We start from the raw sequence: 18,548 nt of genomic DNA on the forward strand, positions 1-18,548 counted from the left end.
AGAGCCGGAAATGAAGATAAATAGGATGAACTATTAACGATAAACCAGGGATTATGTTAAAAAACTATATAAAAATAGCGTGGCGAAATCTTGTTAAACAACGATTATATAGCCTTATTACTATATCGGGTTTGACTGTTGGATTGGCGGTTTGCATTATGATAATGCTGTATGTGGACCACGAGATGAGTTTTGACAGTTTCCATAAAAACGCGAAAAATATATATACAATAAGGCAGAGTCTTCAATATGGCAGCCTTACCAGGCGCCCGAGCACGTTTACTTATGCTACGGCGCCCTTAGCAAAACAGCTTGATAACGAGGTTGAAAATTATGCCCGCACATACAAGCACTATGCTCCTCTTATAGTAGAAAACCCGCTAAACACAGCGGTTAAATTTTCGGAGAATGAAGTGCTGTTCGGTGAAAAAGATTTCTTTAATTTTTTTTCGTTCAAGCTATTAAAAGGGAATGAGCAAACGGCGCTTAGTCAACCATTTACCATAGTGCTTACAGAAAACACAGCCAAAAAATATTTTGGTAATGATGATGCTATTGGCAAAACCGTAAAAATAAAAATAGACTCAGCTTACACTTATACCGTTACTGGGATAGTACAAAATGCACCCTCTAACTCCAGCATTTTATATGATTTTATAGCGTCTACTGAAAGTTTAAGATCAATGGGCAAAAGGTCGAGCGTGTTTGAAGATGAGCAAAGCTTTGGAGAGGGATCATTTAAAACATACTTTGTGTTAACGCCGGACGCTGATACGGCCCGATTCAGGCAATCACTACAAGTGCTGGCTGAAAAGAAAGAACCAACAAAAAAAGCCCGTGTAATGCTATCTGCTTTACCTGATCTGCACTTGAATCCTGATTTTAATGACTCGGCAGTTAAATACTTAAAGATATTTCCTTTTGTAGCAGCATTGATATTGTTGCTTGCCCTGGTAAATTATATCAGCCTTTCTACCGCGCGTGCCACTTTAAGATCTAAAGAAATTGGCGTACGCAAAATAACCGGCGCTTCACGAAAAGGCCTGTTTGTGCAGTTTTACCTCGAATCGGCATTGTATACACTCTTGGCATTTGTATTGGCTTATGTGCTTTGCTCGTTAACCGCAGCCTGGTTTATTGCGCGGCTACAGTTAAATATCGATATGTCTTTCTTTTATACTTCGCAGCTTACCTATGCTGTTTTAGCGCTGTTTCTAATAACAGTTTTGTTAGCGGGTGTTTACCCCTCATTCATACTTTCCTCGCTAAAGCCCGTGGTTTCATTAAAGGGCAGCAGCGACAGGCGATCTGGCGGATACATAGTGCGTAAAGTTTTTACTACTCTGCAATTTACCATAGCCGTGGCGTTGATTATTTGCGGGGTAGTTATAGACAGACAGTTGTTTTTTCTGACTACTAAAGACACCGGTATTGACCGGGAAAATGTTATATCCATCGAGATCCCGCCCACATTTGGAGACAATTACCAGGCTTTTAAACATGATGTGCAATTGCTTGCCGGAGTGAAAGAGGTGGCTACAGCACGTCTTCCAATTTACAGTAAGTATTATGATTCTTCTATAGCGCCCGTACCTAACTCAGACGAAACATTGACTGTGAATGATATGCAGGTTGACGAAGAGTTTTTTTCGGTACTTAATGTTGGCTGGAAACACAAGCCCGAGGGTATGGATAAGCTGACCGGTTATAACGGCGTTATTATTAATGAAACAGCAGCGGCACAGTTAAAACTGGGGCCAAATCCGGTAGGAAAAAAAGTTAAGATGTGGCAAACTGATAAAATGGTTGAGGGAGTAGTAAAAGACTTTACTTACCAGTCTATGGAAGAAGCGATTAAGCCATTGGCGTTTTTAATGCTACCCAAAGATGTAAAAGGCTGGGGTGGGTCTGGCGGGTATGCCTTTGTGAAGGTAAAACCGAATACAAACATGCGGTCGCTTTTAGAGGGTATAAAAGCAAATTTTCTTAATTACGACAAGGAAGCTCCCTTTGAGTTTACCTTTTTAGACGAAGACTTTAAAGCGCAATACCATGCAGAAGACAGGCTGGCCTCCATATTTACTTTTTTTACCTGTACAGCTATAGCATTGGCGGTGCTTGGGCTGTTCGGGCTAACAGCATTCACCATTCACCAGCGTATTAGGGAGATCGGTATCCGTAAGGTGTTAGGGGCCAGTACCACATCCATCAACAATTTATTATCCGCAGATTTTTTAAAGCTGGTTATACTGGCCATTATCATCGCGTCGCCTGTTGCATGGTGGGCTATGAATACATGGTTGCAAGGCTTTGTTTACCGTATTGCAGTGCCGTGGTGGGTGTTTTTACTGGCTGCAATAATTGCTGTAGTTGTTTCAGTGATTACTATAAGTTATAATGCAATTAAGGCCGCGCTGGCTAATCCGGTTAAGAGTTTAAGGAGCGAGTAGGCTATTACTTATTATTTAAAACCTAAAAATATGTTAAGAAATTACATAATAGTAGCATGGCGCAACCTTATTAAGCATAAGGCAAATGCGTTTATCAACATAACAGGTCTTTCTGTTGGCCTTGCCTGCAGCCTGATGATAATGCTTTGGATACAGGACGAGCGAAGCGTTGACGGTTTCCATACCAACGTTGATCATTTATACCAGGTGTACGAACGGAAAACTAACGAAGGCAAGGTTGAAGCAAGTTATCTAACGCAAGGTTTATTGGCTAACGAGCTGAAAAAGAACATCCCCGAAATTAGGTATGCAACCGGTATGGAGCAAAACTTTCCGCGCACTTTTGAAGCTGGGAAAAAAGTTATTAAGCAAGACGGAACTTATGCCGGTCAGGATTTTTTCAGGATGTTTAGTTACAAGTTGTTACAGGGTAAGACAGAGACCGCGCTTGTGAACGCTAATGATATTGCTATTTCGCGCAAAATGGCAGAACTTTTTTTCGGTTCGCCGGAGAACGCCATGGGCAAAATAATACGTTATGAAAATGCAGATAACCTGCAGGTTACCGCCGTTTTTGAAAATGTTCCGGCTAATTCGTCGCAACAATTTGAATTTTTAAGGAGCTGGACGGCATTTGTTGCTGACAATGCATCATGGGCAAACGGCTGGCAAAGCACAAGCCCCGCAACATTTATACAATTAAACGCGAATGCCGATGCTGAAAAAGTAAACGGCAAGATAAAAAATTTCATCCGTCAGCATCTTCCCGAAGCAAACATCCAGTTGGCGCTTCAGCCTTACGCTGAACGGTATCTGCACTCCAACTTTAAAAATGGAGAGATCGATGGAGGTCGTATTGAATATGTGCGGCTTTTTGGAATAGTTGCAGTCTTTATTTTGTTGATAGCCTGCATCAACTTTATGAATCTTGCCACCGCGCGTTCAACTAAACGCGCTAAAGAGGTTGGCGTGCGAAAAGTTATTGGTGCGCAACGGTTAGCGCTGGTAGCGCAATTTTTATCTGAAGCCGTGTTACTTACTTTAATTGCTGTTGGTGTAGCAATGGCGTTAATAGTGTTGTTGTTACCGGCGTTTAACGCCCTTACCGCAAAGCAGCTAACCATTCCAATTTTAAGCCTCAACTTTTGGATGATCGTGGTTGGCATGTTTGCGCTCACGGCGCTTGTGGCCGGGTGTTATCCGGCATTTTTCCTGGCATCACTTAACCCCATCCGTACTTTAAAAGGTAAGCTTACATTTAGCAGCAGTGCCGCGTATTTTAGAAAAGGGCTTGTGGTGTTTCAGTTTGCTTTAACAATAATGTTGCTGATAGGCACTGTGGTCATCTATCGGCAGATGCAATACGTGCAGGCAAAAAATCTTGGTTATGATCGCGAGAATTTGGTTTTTATTCCTTTTGAGGGCGATCTGGTAAAAAGCTATTCCGTATTTAAAGATGAAGCGCAAAAGATACCCGGTATTCAAGCCATCACTAAAATGAAGGAGTCGCCTACTGTTATAGGCCATTCTACCGGAGACTTTGGCTGGACAGGTAAAGATGCAAAAGCAGAGGTTTCACTCAACGATGCTGTGGTTGATTATGATTTTGTGCAAACCATGAAATTAGAGCTGGCTGCCGGACGCGATCTCTCGAAAGAATTTGCCGATTCTGCTAACTTTCTGTTAAACGAAGCGGCAGCAAAAAAAATAGGTTATAACAACCCGGTTGGAATGCCACTTTGGTTTAGGGGCAAACAGGGAAAGATAGTTGGCCTGCTAAAGGACTTCCATTTTAACTCTATGCACCAAACTATAGAGCCATTAATTATCCGACTGGCAGACAACCAGAGATGGGGAACCATCCTGGTACGCGTTAGCCCCGGTAAAACGCAGCAGGCAATTATGGGGTTGCAAACCTTATCTAAAAAAATAAATCCTAATTATACATTCAGCTATTCATTTGCAGACCAGGAATACAACAATTTGTATAAAAGCGAGCAATTGGTAAGCAAGCTATCTAATTGCAGCGCGGTTTTGGCAATTTTTATTTCGTGCATGGGGCTATTAGGTTTATCCATTTTTGTTGCCGAGCAACGCAGTAAGGAAATAAGTATCAGAAAAGTGCTCGGCGCCAGCGTTAGCTCAGTATTCAGGTTGCTTTCATCAGAGTTTTTGCAACTTATAATCGTATCGTTTTTAATCGCCTCGCCAATAGCATGGCTTGTTACCAATAACTGGCTTCAAAACTTCGCGTACAAAGCAAACGTGCCGTGGTGGATGTTTGCGCTTTCGGGTAGTGTAATAGTTTTTATAGCGATATTAACCGTGAGTTTTCAGAGTATAAAAGCGGCGCTGACAAACCCGGTTAAAAGTTTAAGGAGCGAGTAGGGGGAATCAAGAACCAAGAGTCGATAAGGCATCATGAACCATTACCTATGTTAAACAACTACATAAAAATAGCATGGCGTAACTTATGGAAACATAAGTTTTATACATCTATAAACATATTCGGGTTGGCGTTAAGCATTAGCTGTAGCATTATCCTGTTTTTGTTTATTACTTACCATCTAAGCTTTGATACTTATCATCGCGAAGCAAAAAACATATACAGGGTTGTCCACTCAATTACTTTTGAAGATGGGGTGCCTATGTATGATCAGGGAGCCCCACTTGCCCTGGCACGCGACCTGAAAGCCAATGATCCCCGCATAAAGGATATCGGTATTTTACTGCGTATGCACAATATAAATGTTGTGATTGAGGGAGATGATAATAAAGAAAAGAAAAAATTTGCCGAACATGAAAACATCGGCTTAACAGACGGGCAGTTTTTTAAACTGTTTGATTATCAATGGGAGCAAGGCAATAAAAACACCGCGCTTACGCAGCCTAACACGGTTGTGCTAAGCCACAGCCTGGCTCAAAAATACTTTAACAGCCAGGATGTTGTTGGCAAAACTATCCGGGTTGATAGTAAGAATACTTTTACAGTAACCGGCGTGGTGGCAGATCATCCGGCTAATACGGATATTAAATCAGATCTATTCCTTTCCTTATCAAGCTTAAAAAATATAACCCCTGAGTATGCGAAAGCGATAGAGCAGCAGTGGTCGTTTATAAACAGCACCAATTCGGTATACCTTACTTTACAGGATGACGTTGATCCGCAAGTAATTGAGCGTAGCATTGCCCAACTGAATATAAAGGCCCAGGGCGCAAATATGGCACAAGCGTTTCATTTTATGCTTCTTCCGTTAAGTGATATGCATTTTGATGGCCGCTTTGCAGGAGTAATGCAGCGGTCGTTATTAACCACATTGGGTATAATTGGCTTGTTGCTTATCATCATTGCTTGTGTAAACTTTGTAAATATGGCTACCGCGCAAAGTTTTAAAAGGGCCAAAGAGATAGGTACGCGTAAAGTTTTGGGCAGCTCGCCCGGCGCAATATTTATACAGTTTATTTGCGAAACAGCTTATATAGTAATTTTTGCCGTGTTGTTGGCTTTCGCTATGGTTGCTGTAGCCTGCCCTACAATAAATAACTGGCTCCAAACACAGTTGAGCTTTAATTTTTTTACAGACTATAAACTTGCCATTTTTATAACGCTGATATTAATGGTAGTAATACCTGCCGCCGGAGCTTACCCGGCGTTAATATTAAGCAGATTCAAACCTGTAAACGCGTTAAAAAATCAGATCAGTACTCAGCTGCAAACCGGCGCTTTTACCCGCAAGGGGCTTATTGTTGTTCAAAATGTAATAGCGCAGGTGCTTATAGTGAGTACTATATTAATAACCATGCAGGTTAGGTATCTTAAAACAACCGACCTCGGGTTTGATAAGACCGCTACCGTAATGCTTCCCGTTCCGGATAATGCAAAAAGTAAAACCGACTATTTACGCAACCAATTAATGGCAGACCCGGCCATAAAAAATGTTTCGTTTTGTTACATGGCCCCCTCTTCAACATCGGGCAGAGGCGGATCAATTAAATATGATACCCGCAATTGGGAAAAGTTTGTTGGGCATGAAGTTACCGGCGATGCCAATTATGTTAAAACGTTCGGCTTGCGCTTAGCTGCCGGCCGAAGTTTTAACGAAAGCGACGATGCCCGCGAATTCCTGATCAATGAAACCATGATGCATCAATTAGGGGTTAAAGATCCGCAACAGGTATTGGGCAGAAAGTTTACCGCGGGTAATCTGTCTAATGAGCCTGGGATAATTGTGGGGGTAGTGAAGGACTTTCATGCCACATCATTGTATGTTCCTATAGCGCCTGAGTATATTGCCCCGTTCAGAAAAGAATATCACTTCGCCGGAGTAAAGATCGGCCCCGGTAACCCTTCATCAGCTATTCAACGGATCCAAAAAGCATGGGAAGGTGTTTATCCCGATCATGTTTTTGAATACCGCTTTTTGGATGAACAACTGGCTGACTTTTACAAAAAGGAAGAAATGATGAACAAGCTGATAAGCACCAGCGCTATAGTTGCCATTGCCATTAGTTGCCTCGGTATTTTAGGCTTGATATCATTAATTGCCGTGCAGCGCACCAAAGAAATAGGTATACGCAAAGTATTAGGCGCAAGCGTTGCAGGCATAACCGCCATGCTATCCAAAGACTTTTTAAAGCTGATACTAATCGCCGTTGTAGTTGCCTCGCCTATAGCATGGTGGATAATGAGCAAGTGGCTGCAGGGCTTTGCCTACCGTATTGATATACAATGGTGGCTTTTTGTAATAGCCGCTGTGCTGGCTATATTGATAGCCTTTATAACAGTAGGTTATCAGGCAGTTAAGGCAGCTATGGCCAATCCGGTTAAAAGCTTATGAAGCGAATAAATACTGTATCATAACCGAACAACCACTGTTACAATTATGAACGTGCCTTTCCTGGGTTTTAATTGTAACTTTCTGTAAATAAGAATTTTATATTTTGGTATAGTATTTTCTTAACAAGTTAAAACGCTTATTAATGATAAGGAATTACTTTATAACAGCCTGGCGCAATTTGCTTAGAAACAAGCTGTATAGCGCCATAAATATTGGTGGCCTTGCTATTGGCATGGCAGTGAGTTTTTTGCTGCTGTTATATGTGTATAGCGAGTTTACCTACAACGGTGCGCACGCAAATGTCAGCAGGATTTATAAAGTAATGCACAATCAGCCCCGCGATGGTGGTATTGGTACGGGCGGCGAAACACCGGCCCCGCTGGCGGAAGCATTGCAGAAAGACTATCCGGAAATTGACAAGGTAGCCCGCACCAACAACGGCTATGATATTTTAACAGGCTATGGCGATGTTAACATAAAGCTAAATTTTATGGCTGCGGATCCCGCAGCCCTGGACGTATTCACTTTTGATTTTGTTAAAGGAGATAAACGCAAGGCACTTGCAGATGCGTCATCAATAATACTAACACAGGCCGGAGCAAAAGCTTTGTTCGGCAACGCAGATCCTGTTGGCAAAGTTATCCGGGTAAATAATTTTAAATCAGGCATGAAGGTAAGTGCTGTGATAAAAGATCATCCTGCCAATTCAAACTTCACATTTAAGGCACTTATCCCCTGGGATGCCTATACTACCTTGCAGCCCTGGGTGAAAACTGCGGGCTGGGGTAATTACACCTTTGCAACCTTTGCTTTGTTAAAACCCGGAGTGTCTGTGGCCGCCTTTAACAGTAAATTGACAGGCATAGTGAAGCGCTATGATCCGGACAACAAAGAGCATGCAATGTTTCTTTACCCATGGCAGCGCCTGCATTTATACGGAACCTTTGAAAATGGTATAAGTGTGGGTGGTAAAATTGAGGAGGTTAAGCTGTTTCTTTACCTGGCTATCGGAATTTTATTGGTCGCCTGTATCAATTTCATGAATCTTTCTACCGCCCGTTCTGAGCGCCGCGCCCGCGAGGTTGGTGTGCGCAAAGCCATCGGGGCGCGTAGGTTGGCCCTGGTAAAGCAGTTTTTAAGCGAATCAATGCTGATGGCCCTTGTAGCGTTCTCATTAGCAATTGTGGTTATGTTATTATTGCTGCCGTTGTTTAGCAGTATCATAGGCACAACGCTTGATCTGCCTTATAAAAATGTTTGGGCCTGGGCTTGCGCTTTAGGCGTTACTCTACTTACAGGATTTGTAGCCGGTAGTTATCCGGCCCTGTTCCTTTCTTCATTTAAGCCCATAAAAGTGCTGAAGGCGCAATTAATTGAAACACGGGCAACAGTTAAGCCCAGACAAGTGCTTGTAGTAACTCAATTCACCTTCGCCATCTGTCTGATTTTATCGAGCTTGTTTATTTACAAACAGATAAATTATATAAAAGACAGGCCCCTTGGATATAATAGCAACGGCGTGCTAGAGATGGATATTGAGGGCAAAATGTACGACAGGTTTGAGGACTTCCGCAGAGAAGCTATCAATAGCGGGGTAATTGTTGATGGCGCGCTAACATCAGGGGGTATTACTAACAGTACGGGCAGTACATGGGGCGTGATCTGGCCCGGCCAACGTCCCGGAGAAGAAAAAACGCCAATAGACCAGATTGCGGTAACATATAATTTTACAAATACCTATGGCCTTGATGTAGTAAAAGGTCGGGATTTTGATAAAAGCCAGCCAATTGATTCCGTAGGATTAATGCTGAATGAGGCAGCCGTTAAAATGATGCGGCTTAAAGACCCTATAGGTGCACAAATAAAGTGGCAGGGTGTTAATAGAACGGTAGTTGGTGTAGTAAAAGACTTTGTCTGGGGATCGCCGTACGAACCTGTTAAACCGGCTATTATTGGCTTTATGAAAGAATGGGCCGGTACTATCGCTATAAAGCTCAATCCCGCCAGGCCTGTTTCAGAAAGTGTTGCAAAATTAGCTGCTATCTATAAAAAGTACAACCCGCAATATCCGTTTGAATATAAGTTTACAGACGAGAACTTCGACAGCAAATTTAAAACCGAAAAGCTGCTGGGTACTATGGCTACCTGTTTTACTGCTTTGGCTATAATTATATCCTGCCTGGGGTTATTTGGTCTGGCATCGTTCTCTGCCGAGCAGCGCCGTAAAGAAATAGGCATTCGTAAAGTGCTTGGGGCAAACACCATCCATTTATGGGCAAGGTTGTCGCAGGAGTTTGTTAAACTGGTGCTGATTTCGTTTACAATAGGGGCGGCAATAAGCTGGTATAATATTGATAAATGGCTTAGCAAATACACCTATCATACTGCTATGAGTGTATGGGTATTTATAGCAACTATGGGCATAAGTATTGCGCTTTGCCTGCTTACGGTAAGCTGGCAGGCAGTTAGGGCCGCATGGGCCAATCCGGTTAAAAGTTTAAAGAGCGAATAAATGAAAGGAATAAAAAAATACCTGCTGGTTACTCTTGTGATGATCGTTAATTGCGGATTGGGGTTTCCGCAACAGCGAACAGTGAGTTACAATCTTTCCGGGTTATTAAGCTCTGGTAAATTGTCTACTACAAACAGAGAGGCTACGCAACTTGCCGGCAAAGAACAAGATGGTATCAGGATATCGTCCTCTGCTGGCGAGGGAGTAGTGTGGCTCAATGAGGTCAAATTTTCAAACGGAATTATTGAGCTGGACATCAAAGGAAAAAACGTTGAACAGCAAAGCTTTTTAGGTGTTGCTTTTCACGGCTTGGAAGACACTAAAACTTTCGACGTGATTTACTTACGGCCTTTCAATTTTGAAGCTCTGGATTCGGTGAAGCGCAGTCATTCAGTTCAGTATGCATCCCATCCGGAGTACCCCTGGCAAGTTTTGCGCGAGAAGTTTAACGGCAAATACGAAACTGGCCTTGCGCTTGTCCCTGACCCTAACCAATGGTTTCACGTCCGTATAGAAGTCAACTATCCTGTTGTAAAAACTTTTGTTAACGGCGCCGCAGCACCAAGCCTGGTAGTTACAAAATTAAACGATCGTAAAAGCGGAATACTGGGCCTGTGGGTTGGCAATAATTCAGACGGGGACTTTGCTAACCTTAAAATCACTTATTTAGATAAAAACTAACTTCACGGCCCTCAATCAATAATTCACTCAATCAGCAATTCAAAAATTATAATAATGTTATCACTAAAAAACATATCAAAATACTATAAAAACGGCGGTGCGCAGGTAAACATACTCAACAATATCAACCTTGATGTTGATGCCGGGGAGTTTGTGTCTATTATGGGGCCTTCAGGGTCGGGTAAATCAACCCTGCTTAATATTATCGGCATGTTGGACGAACCTTCAGACGGTTACCACTATTTTGTGAATGAGCCCGTTCATCAGCTAAAAGAAAAACAGCGTTCAGCCCTGTACAAAAAAAATATAGGCTTTGTGTTTCAGGCGTATCATTTAATTGATGAGCTGAATGTTTATGAAAACATTGAAACGCCCTTGCTTTATCATGATGTAAAAGGATCTGAGCGCAAAGCCCTGGTTGCCGATATGCTGGATCGTTTTCAAATAGTGGGTAAAAAAGATCTGTTCCCATCGCAGCTATCTGGCGGGCAGCAGCAACTGGTTGGTATAGCCCGTGCGCTTATTGTAAAACCTAAATTATTACTTGCTGATGAACCTACAGGTAACCTCAACTCAAAACAGGGTGAAGAGATAATGGAGCTCTTTCGCAAGTTGAATAAGGAAGAAGGCATGACCATAATACAGGTAACCCATTCTGAAAAGAATGCGGCGTACGGTACGCGCATTATTAATCTGCTTGACGGCGCTATCGCGTCATCACAACAAATTTAAAAATGGGCAGGGTAAGTAGATACTTTATTTTTTTAGCGCTGCTTGCAATGGGTAAGTACGCCGCAGCCCAGCAGATAACCGATACCGTGCTTACGCTACAGCAGTGCCTGGATATTGGTATCAAAAATAACCTGATGATAAAACAGACGGAAGCGCAGATGGAGGCCACCCGTATTTACTGGCAACAGGCCCGCGAAAACCTGCTACCATCTTTTAACGGAGATGCCAGCCAGAGCTTTAGTCAGGGCCGCAGCTTAAACCCGTTTACTAACGGTTACCTTGAACAGCCAATAACCTCAGGCAATTATGGCTTAAACGGAAGTTTGATCTTGTCGGGCGGGTTAACGCTGCAAAACAGCATCAGGCAAACAGCACTTGCCTATCAGGCCGGTAAAATGGATCTGGAGCAGGCCAAAAACACTCTAACGCTTAACTTAATTATAGCTTACCTGCAGGTGCTCAGCAGCGAAGATCAATTGGAACAGGCAAAAACACAATTGGCGGTTTCTGAAAAGCAAATGGAACGCGCGGATGTGCTTAATAAAGAAGGCGCCGCGCCACCCCAAACGTTTTATGATATTAAAGGACAGTTAGCAGCTGATAAGGTGAGTCTTATTACTGCCCGGAATGCCGTTACAGGAAATAAATTGAACTTGCTGCAGATGCTTAATGTACCCTACAATAATAGCATCAGGTTTCAGCGGCAGGCAACTGACGCGGTAACCGGAAATTATGGTGAAACCGCGCAGCAAATTTACAACTTGGCCCTAAATAACTTTGCGCTGGTTAAATCAGGCACATTAAAAAGGCAGAGTGCCGAAAAAGGATTGAAAGTTGCTAAAGGCACCTTATTGCCTACCCTTTCACTATCAGGCGGTTTAAACACCAACTACTCAAGCGCGGCGCAGCGGTCTTTATTTGTTAATGAAACTGTTGCCGCTACCGGCGACTTTATAGAAACGCCGGCAGGCCGCCAACCGGTCTACACTATGAAATCTAATTACATAGGGCAAGACATAGGCTTTGTAGATCAGTTCAGAAATAATTATAGCACCAATGTAAGGGTGGGTTTGCGTGTGCCCATACTTAACGGGTTTCAAAACAGGAACAGGATAGCGCTGGCCAAGCTCACACTGCAAACCGCGCGAGACAATGAACAGGCAAACCAGGTACAGTTAAAAGTAAACATAGATCAGGCGTATGCTAATATGGGCGCCGCGTTTGAGCGTTATCAGCTTTTACAAGCCCAAACAGAGGCTTTTACAGAGTCGTTCCGCATAGCCGAAGCCCGTTTTAATGCGGGGGCATCTACGTCTGTTGATTTTTTGGTTGTAAAGGGTAAGCTTGATCAAACGTTGATAAACCTTATAAACGCCCGGTACGATTACCTTATCCGTACCCGCATATTAGATTATTACCAGGGGAAACTGGCGTTGTAAAAGCTAGTTCTTGTCCCACGTGTGTGTGAGACAAAGTGGGACAAGTTGGGACAGATTTTTCAGTAAAATTCTGGTAGTGAGGTATTTGTGTTTTTGCGCTGGGACAAAGTGAGACAACTTATAAGTCAGGAAAATTAGCTGTAATTTTTAGTTAACTAACTGATTTACAGATATGCTGAAAAGTTCAACTTTTTTGTCCCACTGTTTGTCCTGAAATAGGGTTACAGTGACGGGCGCCAATAAATTACTTCAGCAACTTATTATCATTGTCCGGAAATACCAATATAGGCTCATATTTGCGCGCTTCGTCCATATCCATGTGCGCGTACGACATGATGATAACTATATCGCCAACCGCCGCCAAACGGGCCGTAGCGCCATTAAGGCAAATGGTACCTGTGCCACGCTCGCCTTTAATTACATAGGTTTCAAAACGGGCACCGTTGTTATTGTTAACTATCTGCACCCTCTCATTGGCAATAATATTTGCCGCATCCATCAAATCCTCATCAATAGTAATGCTGCCCACGTAGTTAAGCTCTGCCTGGGTAACACGGGCACGATGAATTTTTGATTTCAATAATTCAATAATCATGGGGGTAAAATTAAGTTAATTAGTGATTAGTTGAGCAGAGATTAGTAAATGATTACATTTAGTTGATTAGTACTGATGTTATCAAGCTTTTAAAACTAATCACTAATCAACCAATCACTAATCAACTAATATCACATTATCAATCAACCGGGTATTGCCCACTTTAGCGGCAACCAGGGCGACAATATGGGGGGTGTTTGCTGTTGCAGCATGCAATGTTTCAGCATCGGCAATTTCAAAGTAAGATAATTCTACTCCTGGCTGGGCGGCAATGGCCCGTTCGGCTTCAAGCTTAAGCCGCCATATATCATCGCTATTAAAATTATGCTTAACCCTGTTGAGCGTTTTTGACAGTATAAGCGCGTTCTGCCGCTCTGTGGCCGACAAGTGCACATTGCGCGAACTCATGGCCAGACCATCAGTTTCGCGCGCTATAGGGCACATAATTAGTTTAACAGGCAGGTTAAGCAAAGTCACCATTCTGCTTATCACTAAAAACTGCTGGTAATCTTTTTGCCCAAAAAAGGCAACGTCGGGTTTAACAATGGCAAACAGTTTATTAACCACCTGGGTAACGCCCTGGTAGTGGCCCGGGCGCGATGCCCCTTCCAACAAATGCTCTAATTCGCCTATGGGTAAATGCCAATGCTCATTATCGGCATACATCTCTTTTACCCTGGGTTCAAACAAAATATCAGCTTTTACCTGCTCTAATTTTTTTATGTCCTCTGCAATGGGGCGGGGATATTTTTCCAGGTCGCGCGGGTCATTAAACTGTGTTGGGTTAACAAAAATGCTGCAAACTACTATATCGCATTGTTGCTGCGCTATGCGTATAAGCGATAAATGCCCGTTGTGCAAAGCGCCCATAGTGGGTACAAATCCAATGCTTAGGCCCTTTTTATGCAGACCAGACAGGTGCTGCACAAGGCTTTGTATAGTAGTAAAATGTTTCACCGCGCTTACAACAACAAAAGGGGGCTAAGTTGCATAATAGATCATTAATAACCAAACTACTTGTGTAATTGGTTGATAGTTGTTATTATAATGCTTATATTTGCAAACCCAATTTTTTTGGGTAAGTTTTATAATTTAAATTCTGAATTGGAGATGGGTAAATCTAAGCTATTGTTTATAACTCATGAAATGTCGCCTTTCCTTGAACTCACTAAAATTTCTGAAATAACACGGCAACTTCCGCAGGCAATGCAGGAAAAAGGTTACGAGATCCGTATCCTTATGCCTCGTTTCGGTAATATCAATGAGCGCAGGAATCGCCTTCATGAAGTGATCCGCTTATCGGGTATGAATATTATTATTAATGATAATGATAATCCGCTGATAATTAAAGTTGCCTCTATACCGGCAGCGCGTATGCAGGTTTATTTTCTGGACAACGAAGAGTATTTTCAGCGAAAGCAAGTGTTTGAGGATAAAGACGGGAAGTTTTACGCCGATAACGATGAGCGGATGATATTTTTCTGTAAGGGAGCGTTGGAAACGGTTAAGAAATTAGGTTGGGCGCCAGACATTATACACTGTCATGGCTGGATGAGTTCTTTAGTGCCGGCGTACTTAAAAACAACTTATAAAGATGATCCGACCTTTAAGCATTCAAAAATAGTTTACTCTATTTATGAAAATGATTTTAAAGGTGAAATGAATGCTGATTTTGCCCAAAAGGCAGTTATGAGCGGCATGACAGAGCAACATACCGAAATGTACAAACCGGGCACCAATACTTCGCTTTACGAAGGTGCTATTCATTACAGCGATGGCATTGTACTGGCCGGCGAGAATATCGATGAGGATGTGTTAAATAATGTTAAAAACAGCCATAAATCGGTTTTAGAGTTCAATTCCACTGCAGATTTCGAAAATTATTACAATTTTTACGACGAAATTACCACTGAAGAATTGGTAAATGTTGTATAAGCTTTGAGATCGAATATGAAATTTTTCAGATTAGACTTATTGACCCTGTTAATAAGTCTTTTTATTTTAAGTGGCTGTAAAAAGCAAGGCACCGTTAACCTTGGGGTTAATAGTGATAATATTATTGAAGGCAAACTGATAGACACATCTTCGGTATTTATTAGTACTGTGCGCGAGGATGACGCCCCTGGATCTGGTTTAACAAGAACACCTTTATCCTATTTTAAAGACCCGGTTTTTGGCATTACAGAATCTAATGTAGCAATGGATCTGAATTTGCCTGTAAGCTCTGCATACGCCTTGCCGGCAGGTACTATAACAATAGATTCGGCTGTATTAGTTTTACCTTATACCAGCGGCTTTTACGGCGACTCCATCACAACGCGTTATAAGGCTAACGTGTATCAGTTAGACGAACGCATGTTATCATCCGCTTCTTATCCTGCTTCAAAAAAATGGAAGCATAAAAGCGTATTGTTAGGCTCACAATCATTCTTTTCCAGAACTAATGATAGTGTTAAGGTTGTTGAGCCTATAAGGGATAAAAAAGATTCATTACAAAAATTTGCGCCGCAGTTACGCATTCCTATTAACCCGCAATTTATAAGAGATAATTTATTTGATGCGCCCGCTTCGCAATTAGCATCAAACCTTATTTTTAAGAACGCGGTTAACGGATTGTATGTTACGCTTGATAAAGGGCAAACAGGACCCGGTGGTACTTTTATGTTAGGCATGGACTCTGCGTCTGTTAAAGTTTATTTCAAAATAAAAACAACTTCTGCCGGGCTTGATAAGATAGATACCACATATATAATTATGCCGAGCAACGTAAGATCTGCCGAAATTAGTCATGATTATAGCGGAACAGTTATAGCAACAGAACTGGCCAGCACCCAAAAAACGCGGGGTAATTTTTACGTTCAGGGTTTATTGGGGTTAAGATCTAAAATACAGTTCCCGTATTTAAAGGATATTATTACTAAGGTGGGTAGCGATATAATTGTTAACCGTGCAGAGTTAGTTATAACAACCCAGTCGGGCACAACCATTCCTTACGAACCTTTAAAGAGCCTGATGTTTTATAAGCTCGACCTGGCAAAGCAGCGTGTTAACATCCAGGATAACCTTTCATCAGACCCCCGTTCCAACTCGTCATTTGGTGGGTTTTACAACCCGGAAAAAAAAGAGTATCACTTTTTGGTAACGGCCTATGTACAAGACCTTATGCGCGGAAAAGTGGTTGACTATGGCGCGTATTTAGGCGCGGCAAATAACGTTGGGGCAGATTATTTTGGCGATGTAACACCAAATGCGCAATTGGATGGGCGTACTGCGGCCATCGGCTTTGATAGCAGCTCGCCGTCTCCTTATCGCATAAAACTTAATATAATTTATACCAAAATATCAAAATAACACGTTTCTGTGCAGAAATGTGGTTTCTTTACTAATAAAAAACAATCAGCTATATAATTTTATTATATAGCTGATTATTTTTACAGCTTTTATTTAAATAAAATTTATGTGTGGAATTGTAGGCTATGTAGGCCACAGAGACGCTTATCCAATAATTATTAAAGGCCTGCGCCGCCTGGAATATCGCGGATATGACAGTGCAGGTGTTGCTTTACTTGATGAAAACTTAAACCTTAAAGTATATAAAAAAACAGGTAAGGTAAGTGATCTGGAAGATTTTGTTAAGGGAATCAGGCTCACCGGAGCTATAGGAATGGGCCATACACGCTGGGCAACGCACGGTGCGCCAAGTGATCGTAATTCGCATCCGCACTCATCCGGAGATCGCAAACTGACAATTATTCATAACGGCATTATTGAGAACTATGGCATTATTAAAGAAACTCTTTTAGCAAAAGGCCATGTTTTTAAAAGCGATACAGATACCGAAGTTTTAATACACCTGGTAGAGGACATTCTGGCCGAAACGGGCGTGGATTTGAAAGAAGCGGTGCGTATAGCGCTTAACCGTGTAATAGGCGCTTATGCCATTGTAATTATGAGTGCCGAAGAACCCGACTTGCTTATTGCAGCACGCAAAGGCAGCCCAATGGTAATTGGCGTAGGCAAGGGCGAGTATTTTGTAGCATCAGATGCTACACCTATTGTAGAGTATACTAAAAATGTTATTTATTTAAATGATAACGAGATAGCTTATATTCAGCGTAATGATCTGCTGATAAAAAACATAGACAATACTGTTCAGACACCATATATCCAGGAACTTGACCTGAAACTGGAAATGTTGGAGAAAGGTGGTTATGACCACTTTATGTTAAAAGAGATCTATGAGCAGGCGCGCTCAATACGCGACTGCCTGCGTGGCCGCATTTATGCAGAGAAAGGTAAAGTACAGTTAGGCGGAATTAAGGAGTATGCTGATAAGATCAAAAATATTGATCGTATAATTATTGTAGCCTGTGGTACGTCATGGCATGCCGGCCTTGTTGGCGAGTATCTGATTGAAGAATATGCACGTGTATCAGTTGAAGTGGAATATGCTTCTGAATTCAGATACCGTAATCCCATCATATCAGAGAAAGATATTGTTATTGCCATCTCACAGTCTGGCGAAACTGCCGATACAATGGCAGCGCTTGAACTGGCAAAAGAAAAAGGCGCTACCATTTTCGGCATATGTAATGTAGTAGGCGCGTCTATACCGCGCATTACCCACGCGGGCGTTTACACCCATGCGGGGCCCGAAATTGGTGTAGCTTCTACAAAAGCCTTTACAGCACAGGTTACGGTATTAACCTTATTGGCATTTTACATTGCCCAGGTAAGGGGCACAATGACCAAAGGCAAATCCATTGAATATTTAACAGAGCTTACCCAGATACCGGAGTTGGTTGAAGAGACACTTAAATGTAATGATGAGGTGGAGGCTATAGCCGGGGTATTTAAAGATGCAAGCAATTGCCTGTTTTTAGGTAGAGGAAGTTCTTTTCCAGTGGCCTTAGAGGGTGCTTTAAAGCTTAAGGAGATATCATATATCCATGCCGAGGGTTACCCGGCAGCCGAAATGAAACACGGCCCTATAGCCCTTATTGATGCCGATTTGCCGGTAGTGTTTATTGCCACTAAAAACTCCTCGTATGAGAAAGTGGTAAGCAATATACAGGAAGTGAAAGCCCGCGGCGGACGCGTTATAGCCATAGTTACCGAAGGAGATACCGAGGTTAAGGGAATGGCAGATTATGTTATTGAAATACCCGCGACAAATGATGCATTTGTTCCGCTGCTGGCTACCATACCTTTACAGTTGCTGGCTTACCACATAGCGGTAATGCGTAATTGTAATGTTGATCAGCCACGTAACCTGGCAAAATCTGTTACGGTAGAATAAAG

12 protein-coding genes are annotated in these 18,548 nt (G+C 42.3%); 10 read left to right on the forward strand and 2 right to left on the reverse strand.

Annotated elements, in window-relative coordinates; genetic code table 11:
• The first annotated feature begins 53 nt into the window (after window positions 1-53).
• The 7 genes from ACFQZS_RS12610 (at window position 54) to ACFQZS_RS12640 (ending at window position 12,652) form a co-directional block, all read left to right on the forward strand.
• The gene (locus tag ACFQZS_RS12610) at window positions 54-2,450 is read left to right on the forward strand and encodes an ABC transporter permease (RefSeq protein WP_377100747.1); all 2,397 of its coding nucleotides are present in this window, start codon (window positions 54-56) and stop codon (window positions 2,448-2,450) included.
• Between the two features lie 30 nt (window positions 2,451-2,480).
• A complete protein-coding gene (locus ACFQZS_RS12615; RefSeq protein WP_377100749.1) occupies window positions 2,481-4,838 on the forward strand; it encodes an ABC transporter permease in 2,358 nt (785 codons plus the stop codon).
• Between the two features lie 47 nt (window positions 4,839-4,885).
• A complete protein-coding gene (locus ACFQZS_RS12620; RefSeq protein WP_377100750.1) occupies window positions 4,886-7,288 on the forward strand; it encodes an ABC transporter permease in 2,403 nt (800 codons plus the stop codon).
• 142 nt (window positions 7,289-7,430) lie between these two features.
• Window positions 7,431-9,800, forward strand: a complete 2,370-nt coding sequence (locus tag ACFQZS_RS12625) for an ABC transporter permease (protein ID WP_377100752.1) — start codon at window positions 7,431-7,433, stop codon at window positions 9,798-9,800.
• Window positions 9,801-10,481, forward strand: a complete 681-nt coding sequence (locus ACFQZS_RS12630) for a family 16 glycoside hydrolase (RefSeq protein ID WP_377100754.1) — start codon at window positions 9,801-9,803, stop codon at window positions 10,479-10,481.
• Between the two features lie 54 nt (window positions 10,482-10,535).
• Window positions 10,536-11,213, forward strand: coding sequence for an ABC transporter ATP-binding protein (locus ACFQZS_RS12635; RefSeq protein ID WP_377100756.1), 678 nt, complete (start codon window positions 10,536-10,538; stop codon window positions 11,211-11,213).
• A 2-nt stretch (window positions 11,214-11,215) separates the two neighbouring features.
• Complete coding sequence (locus ACFQZS_RS12640; RefSeq protein ID WP_377100758.1) at window positions 11,216-12,652, forward strand: TolC family protein; 1,437 nt, start codon at window positions 11,216-11,218, stop codon at window positions 12,650-12,652.
• Window positions 12,653-12,896: 244 nt separating this feature from the next.
• Here ACFQZS_RS12640 and panD read toward each other — a convergent pair whose 3' ends face one another.
• Both panD and panC read right to left on the reverse strand, forming a co-directional pair.
• Complete coding sequence (gene panD, locus ACFQZS_RS12645) at window positions 12,897-13,247, reverse strand: aspartate 1-decarboxylase (protein ID WP_377100760.1); 351 nt, start codon at window positions 13,245-13,247, stop codon at window positions 12,897-12,899.
• A 117-nt stretch (window positions 13,248-13,364) separates the two neighbouring features.
• The gene (gene panC / locus ACFQZS_RS12650; RefSeq protein ID WP_377100762.1) at window positions 13,365-14,204 is read right to left on the reverse strand and encodes a pantoate--beta-alanine ligase; all 840 of its coding nucleotides are present in this window, start codon (window positions 14,202-14,204) and stop codon (window positions 13,365-13,367) included.
• A gap of 153 nt (window positions 14,205-14,357) precedes the next feature.
• Here panC and ACFQZS_RS12655 point away from each other — a divergent pair, with 153 nt between their 5' ends.
• The 3 genes from ACFQZS_RS12655 to glmS all read left to right on the forward strand — a co-directional run bounded on the left by ACFQZS_RS12655 (window position 14,358) and on the right by glmS (window position 18,546).
• Complete coding sequence (locus ACFQZS_RS12655) at window positions 14,358-15,182, forward strand: glycogen/starch synthase (protein WP_377100764.1); 825 nt, start codon at window positions 14,358-14,360, stop codon at window positions 15,180-15,182.
• A 15-nt stretch (window positions 15,183-15,197) separates the two neighbouring features.
• Entirely contained in the window at window positions 15,198-16,598 is a 1,401-nt protein-coding gene (locus ACFQZS_RS12660) for a DUF4270 family protein (protein ID WP_377100766.1), read from the forward strand.
• 106 nt (window positions 16,599-16,704) lie between these two features.
• Window positions 16,705-18,546, forward strand: coding sequence for a glutamine--fructose-6-phosphate transaminase (isomerizing) (glmS, locus tag ACFQZS_RS12665; protein WP_377100768.1), 1,842 nt, complete (start codon window positions 16,705-16,707; stop codon window positions 18,544-18,546).
• The last annotated feature ends 2 nt before the right edge of the window (window positions 18,547-18,548 follow it).

The organism is Mucilaginibacter calamicampi (assembly GCF_042676765.1).
GTDB lineage: Bacteria > Bacteroidota > Bacteroidia > Sphingobacteriales > Sphingobacteriaceae > Mucilaginibacter > Mucilaginibacter calamicampi.

Coding starts and splice junctions, on each gene's coding strand:
- ACFQZS_RS12610 (WP_377100747.1), top strand. CDS start 54: ATGTTAAAAAACTATATAAAAATAGCGTGGCGAAATCTTGTTAAACAA.
- ACFQZS_RS12615 (WP_377100749.1), top strand. CDS start 2,481: ATGTTAAGAAATTACATAATAGTAGCATGGCGCAACCTTATTAAGCAT.
- ACFQZS_RS12620 (WP_377100750.1), top strand. CDS start 4,886: ATGTTAAACAACTACATAAAAATAGCATGGCGTAACTTATGGAAACAT.
- ACFQZS_RS12625 (WP_377100752.1), top strand. CDS start 7,431: ATGATAAGGAATTACTTTATAACAGCCTGGCGCAATTTGCTTAGAAAC.
- ACFQZS_RS12630 (WP_377100754.1), top strand. CDS start 9,801: ATGAAAGGAATAAAAAAATACCTGCTGGTTACTCTTGTGATGATCGTT.
- ACFQZS_RS12635 (WP_377100756.1), top strand. CDS start 10,536: ATGTTATCACTAAAAAACATATCAAAATACTATAAAAACGGCGGTGCG.
- ACFQZS_RS12640 (WP_377100758.1), top strand. CDS start 11,216: ATGGGCAGGGTAAGTAGATACTTTATTTTTTTAGCGCTGCTTGCAATG.
- panD (WP_377100760.1), bottom strand. CDS start 13,247: ATGATTATTGAATTATTGAAATCAAAAATTCATCGTGCCCGTGTTACC.
- ACFQZS_RS12655 (WP_377100764.1), top strand. CDS start 14,358: ATGGGTAAATCTAAGCTATTGTTTATAACTCATGAAATGTCGCCTTTC.
- ACFQZS_RS12660 (WP_377100766.1), top strand. CDS start 15,198: ATGAAATTTTTCAGATTAGACTTATTGACCCTGTTAATAAGTCTTTTT.
- glmS (WP_377100768.1), top strand. CDS start 16,705: ATGTGTGGAATTGTAGGCTATGTAGGCCACAGAGACGCTTATCCAATA.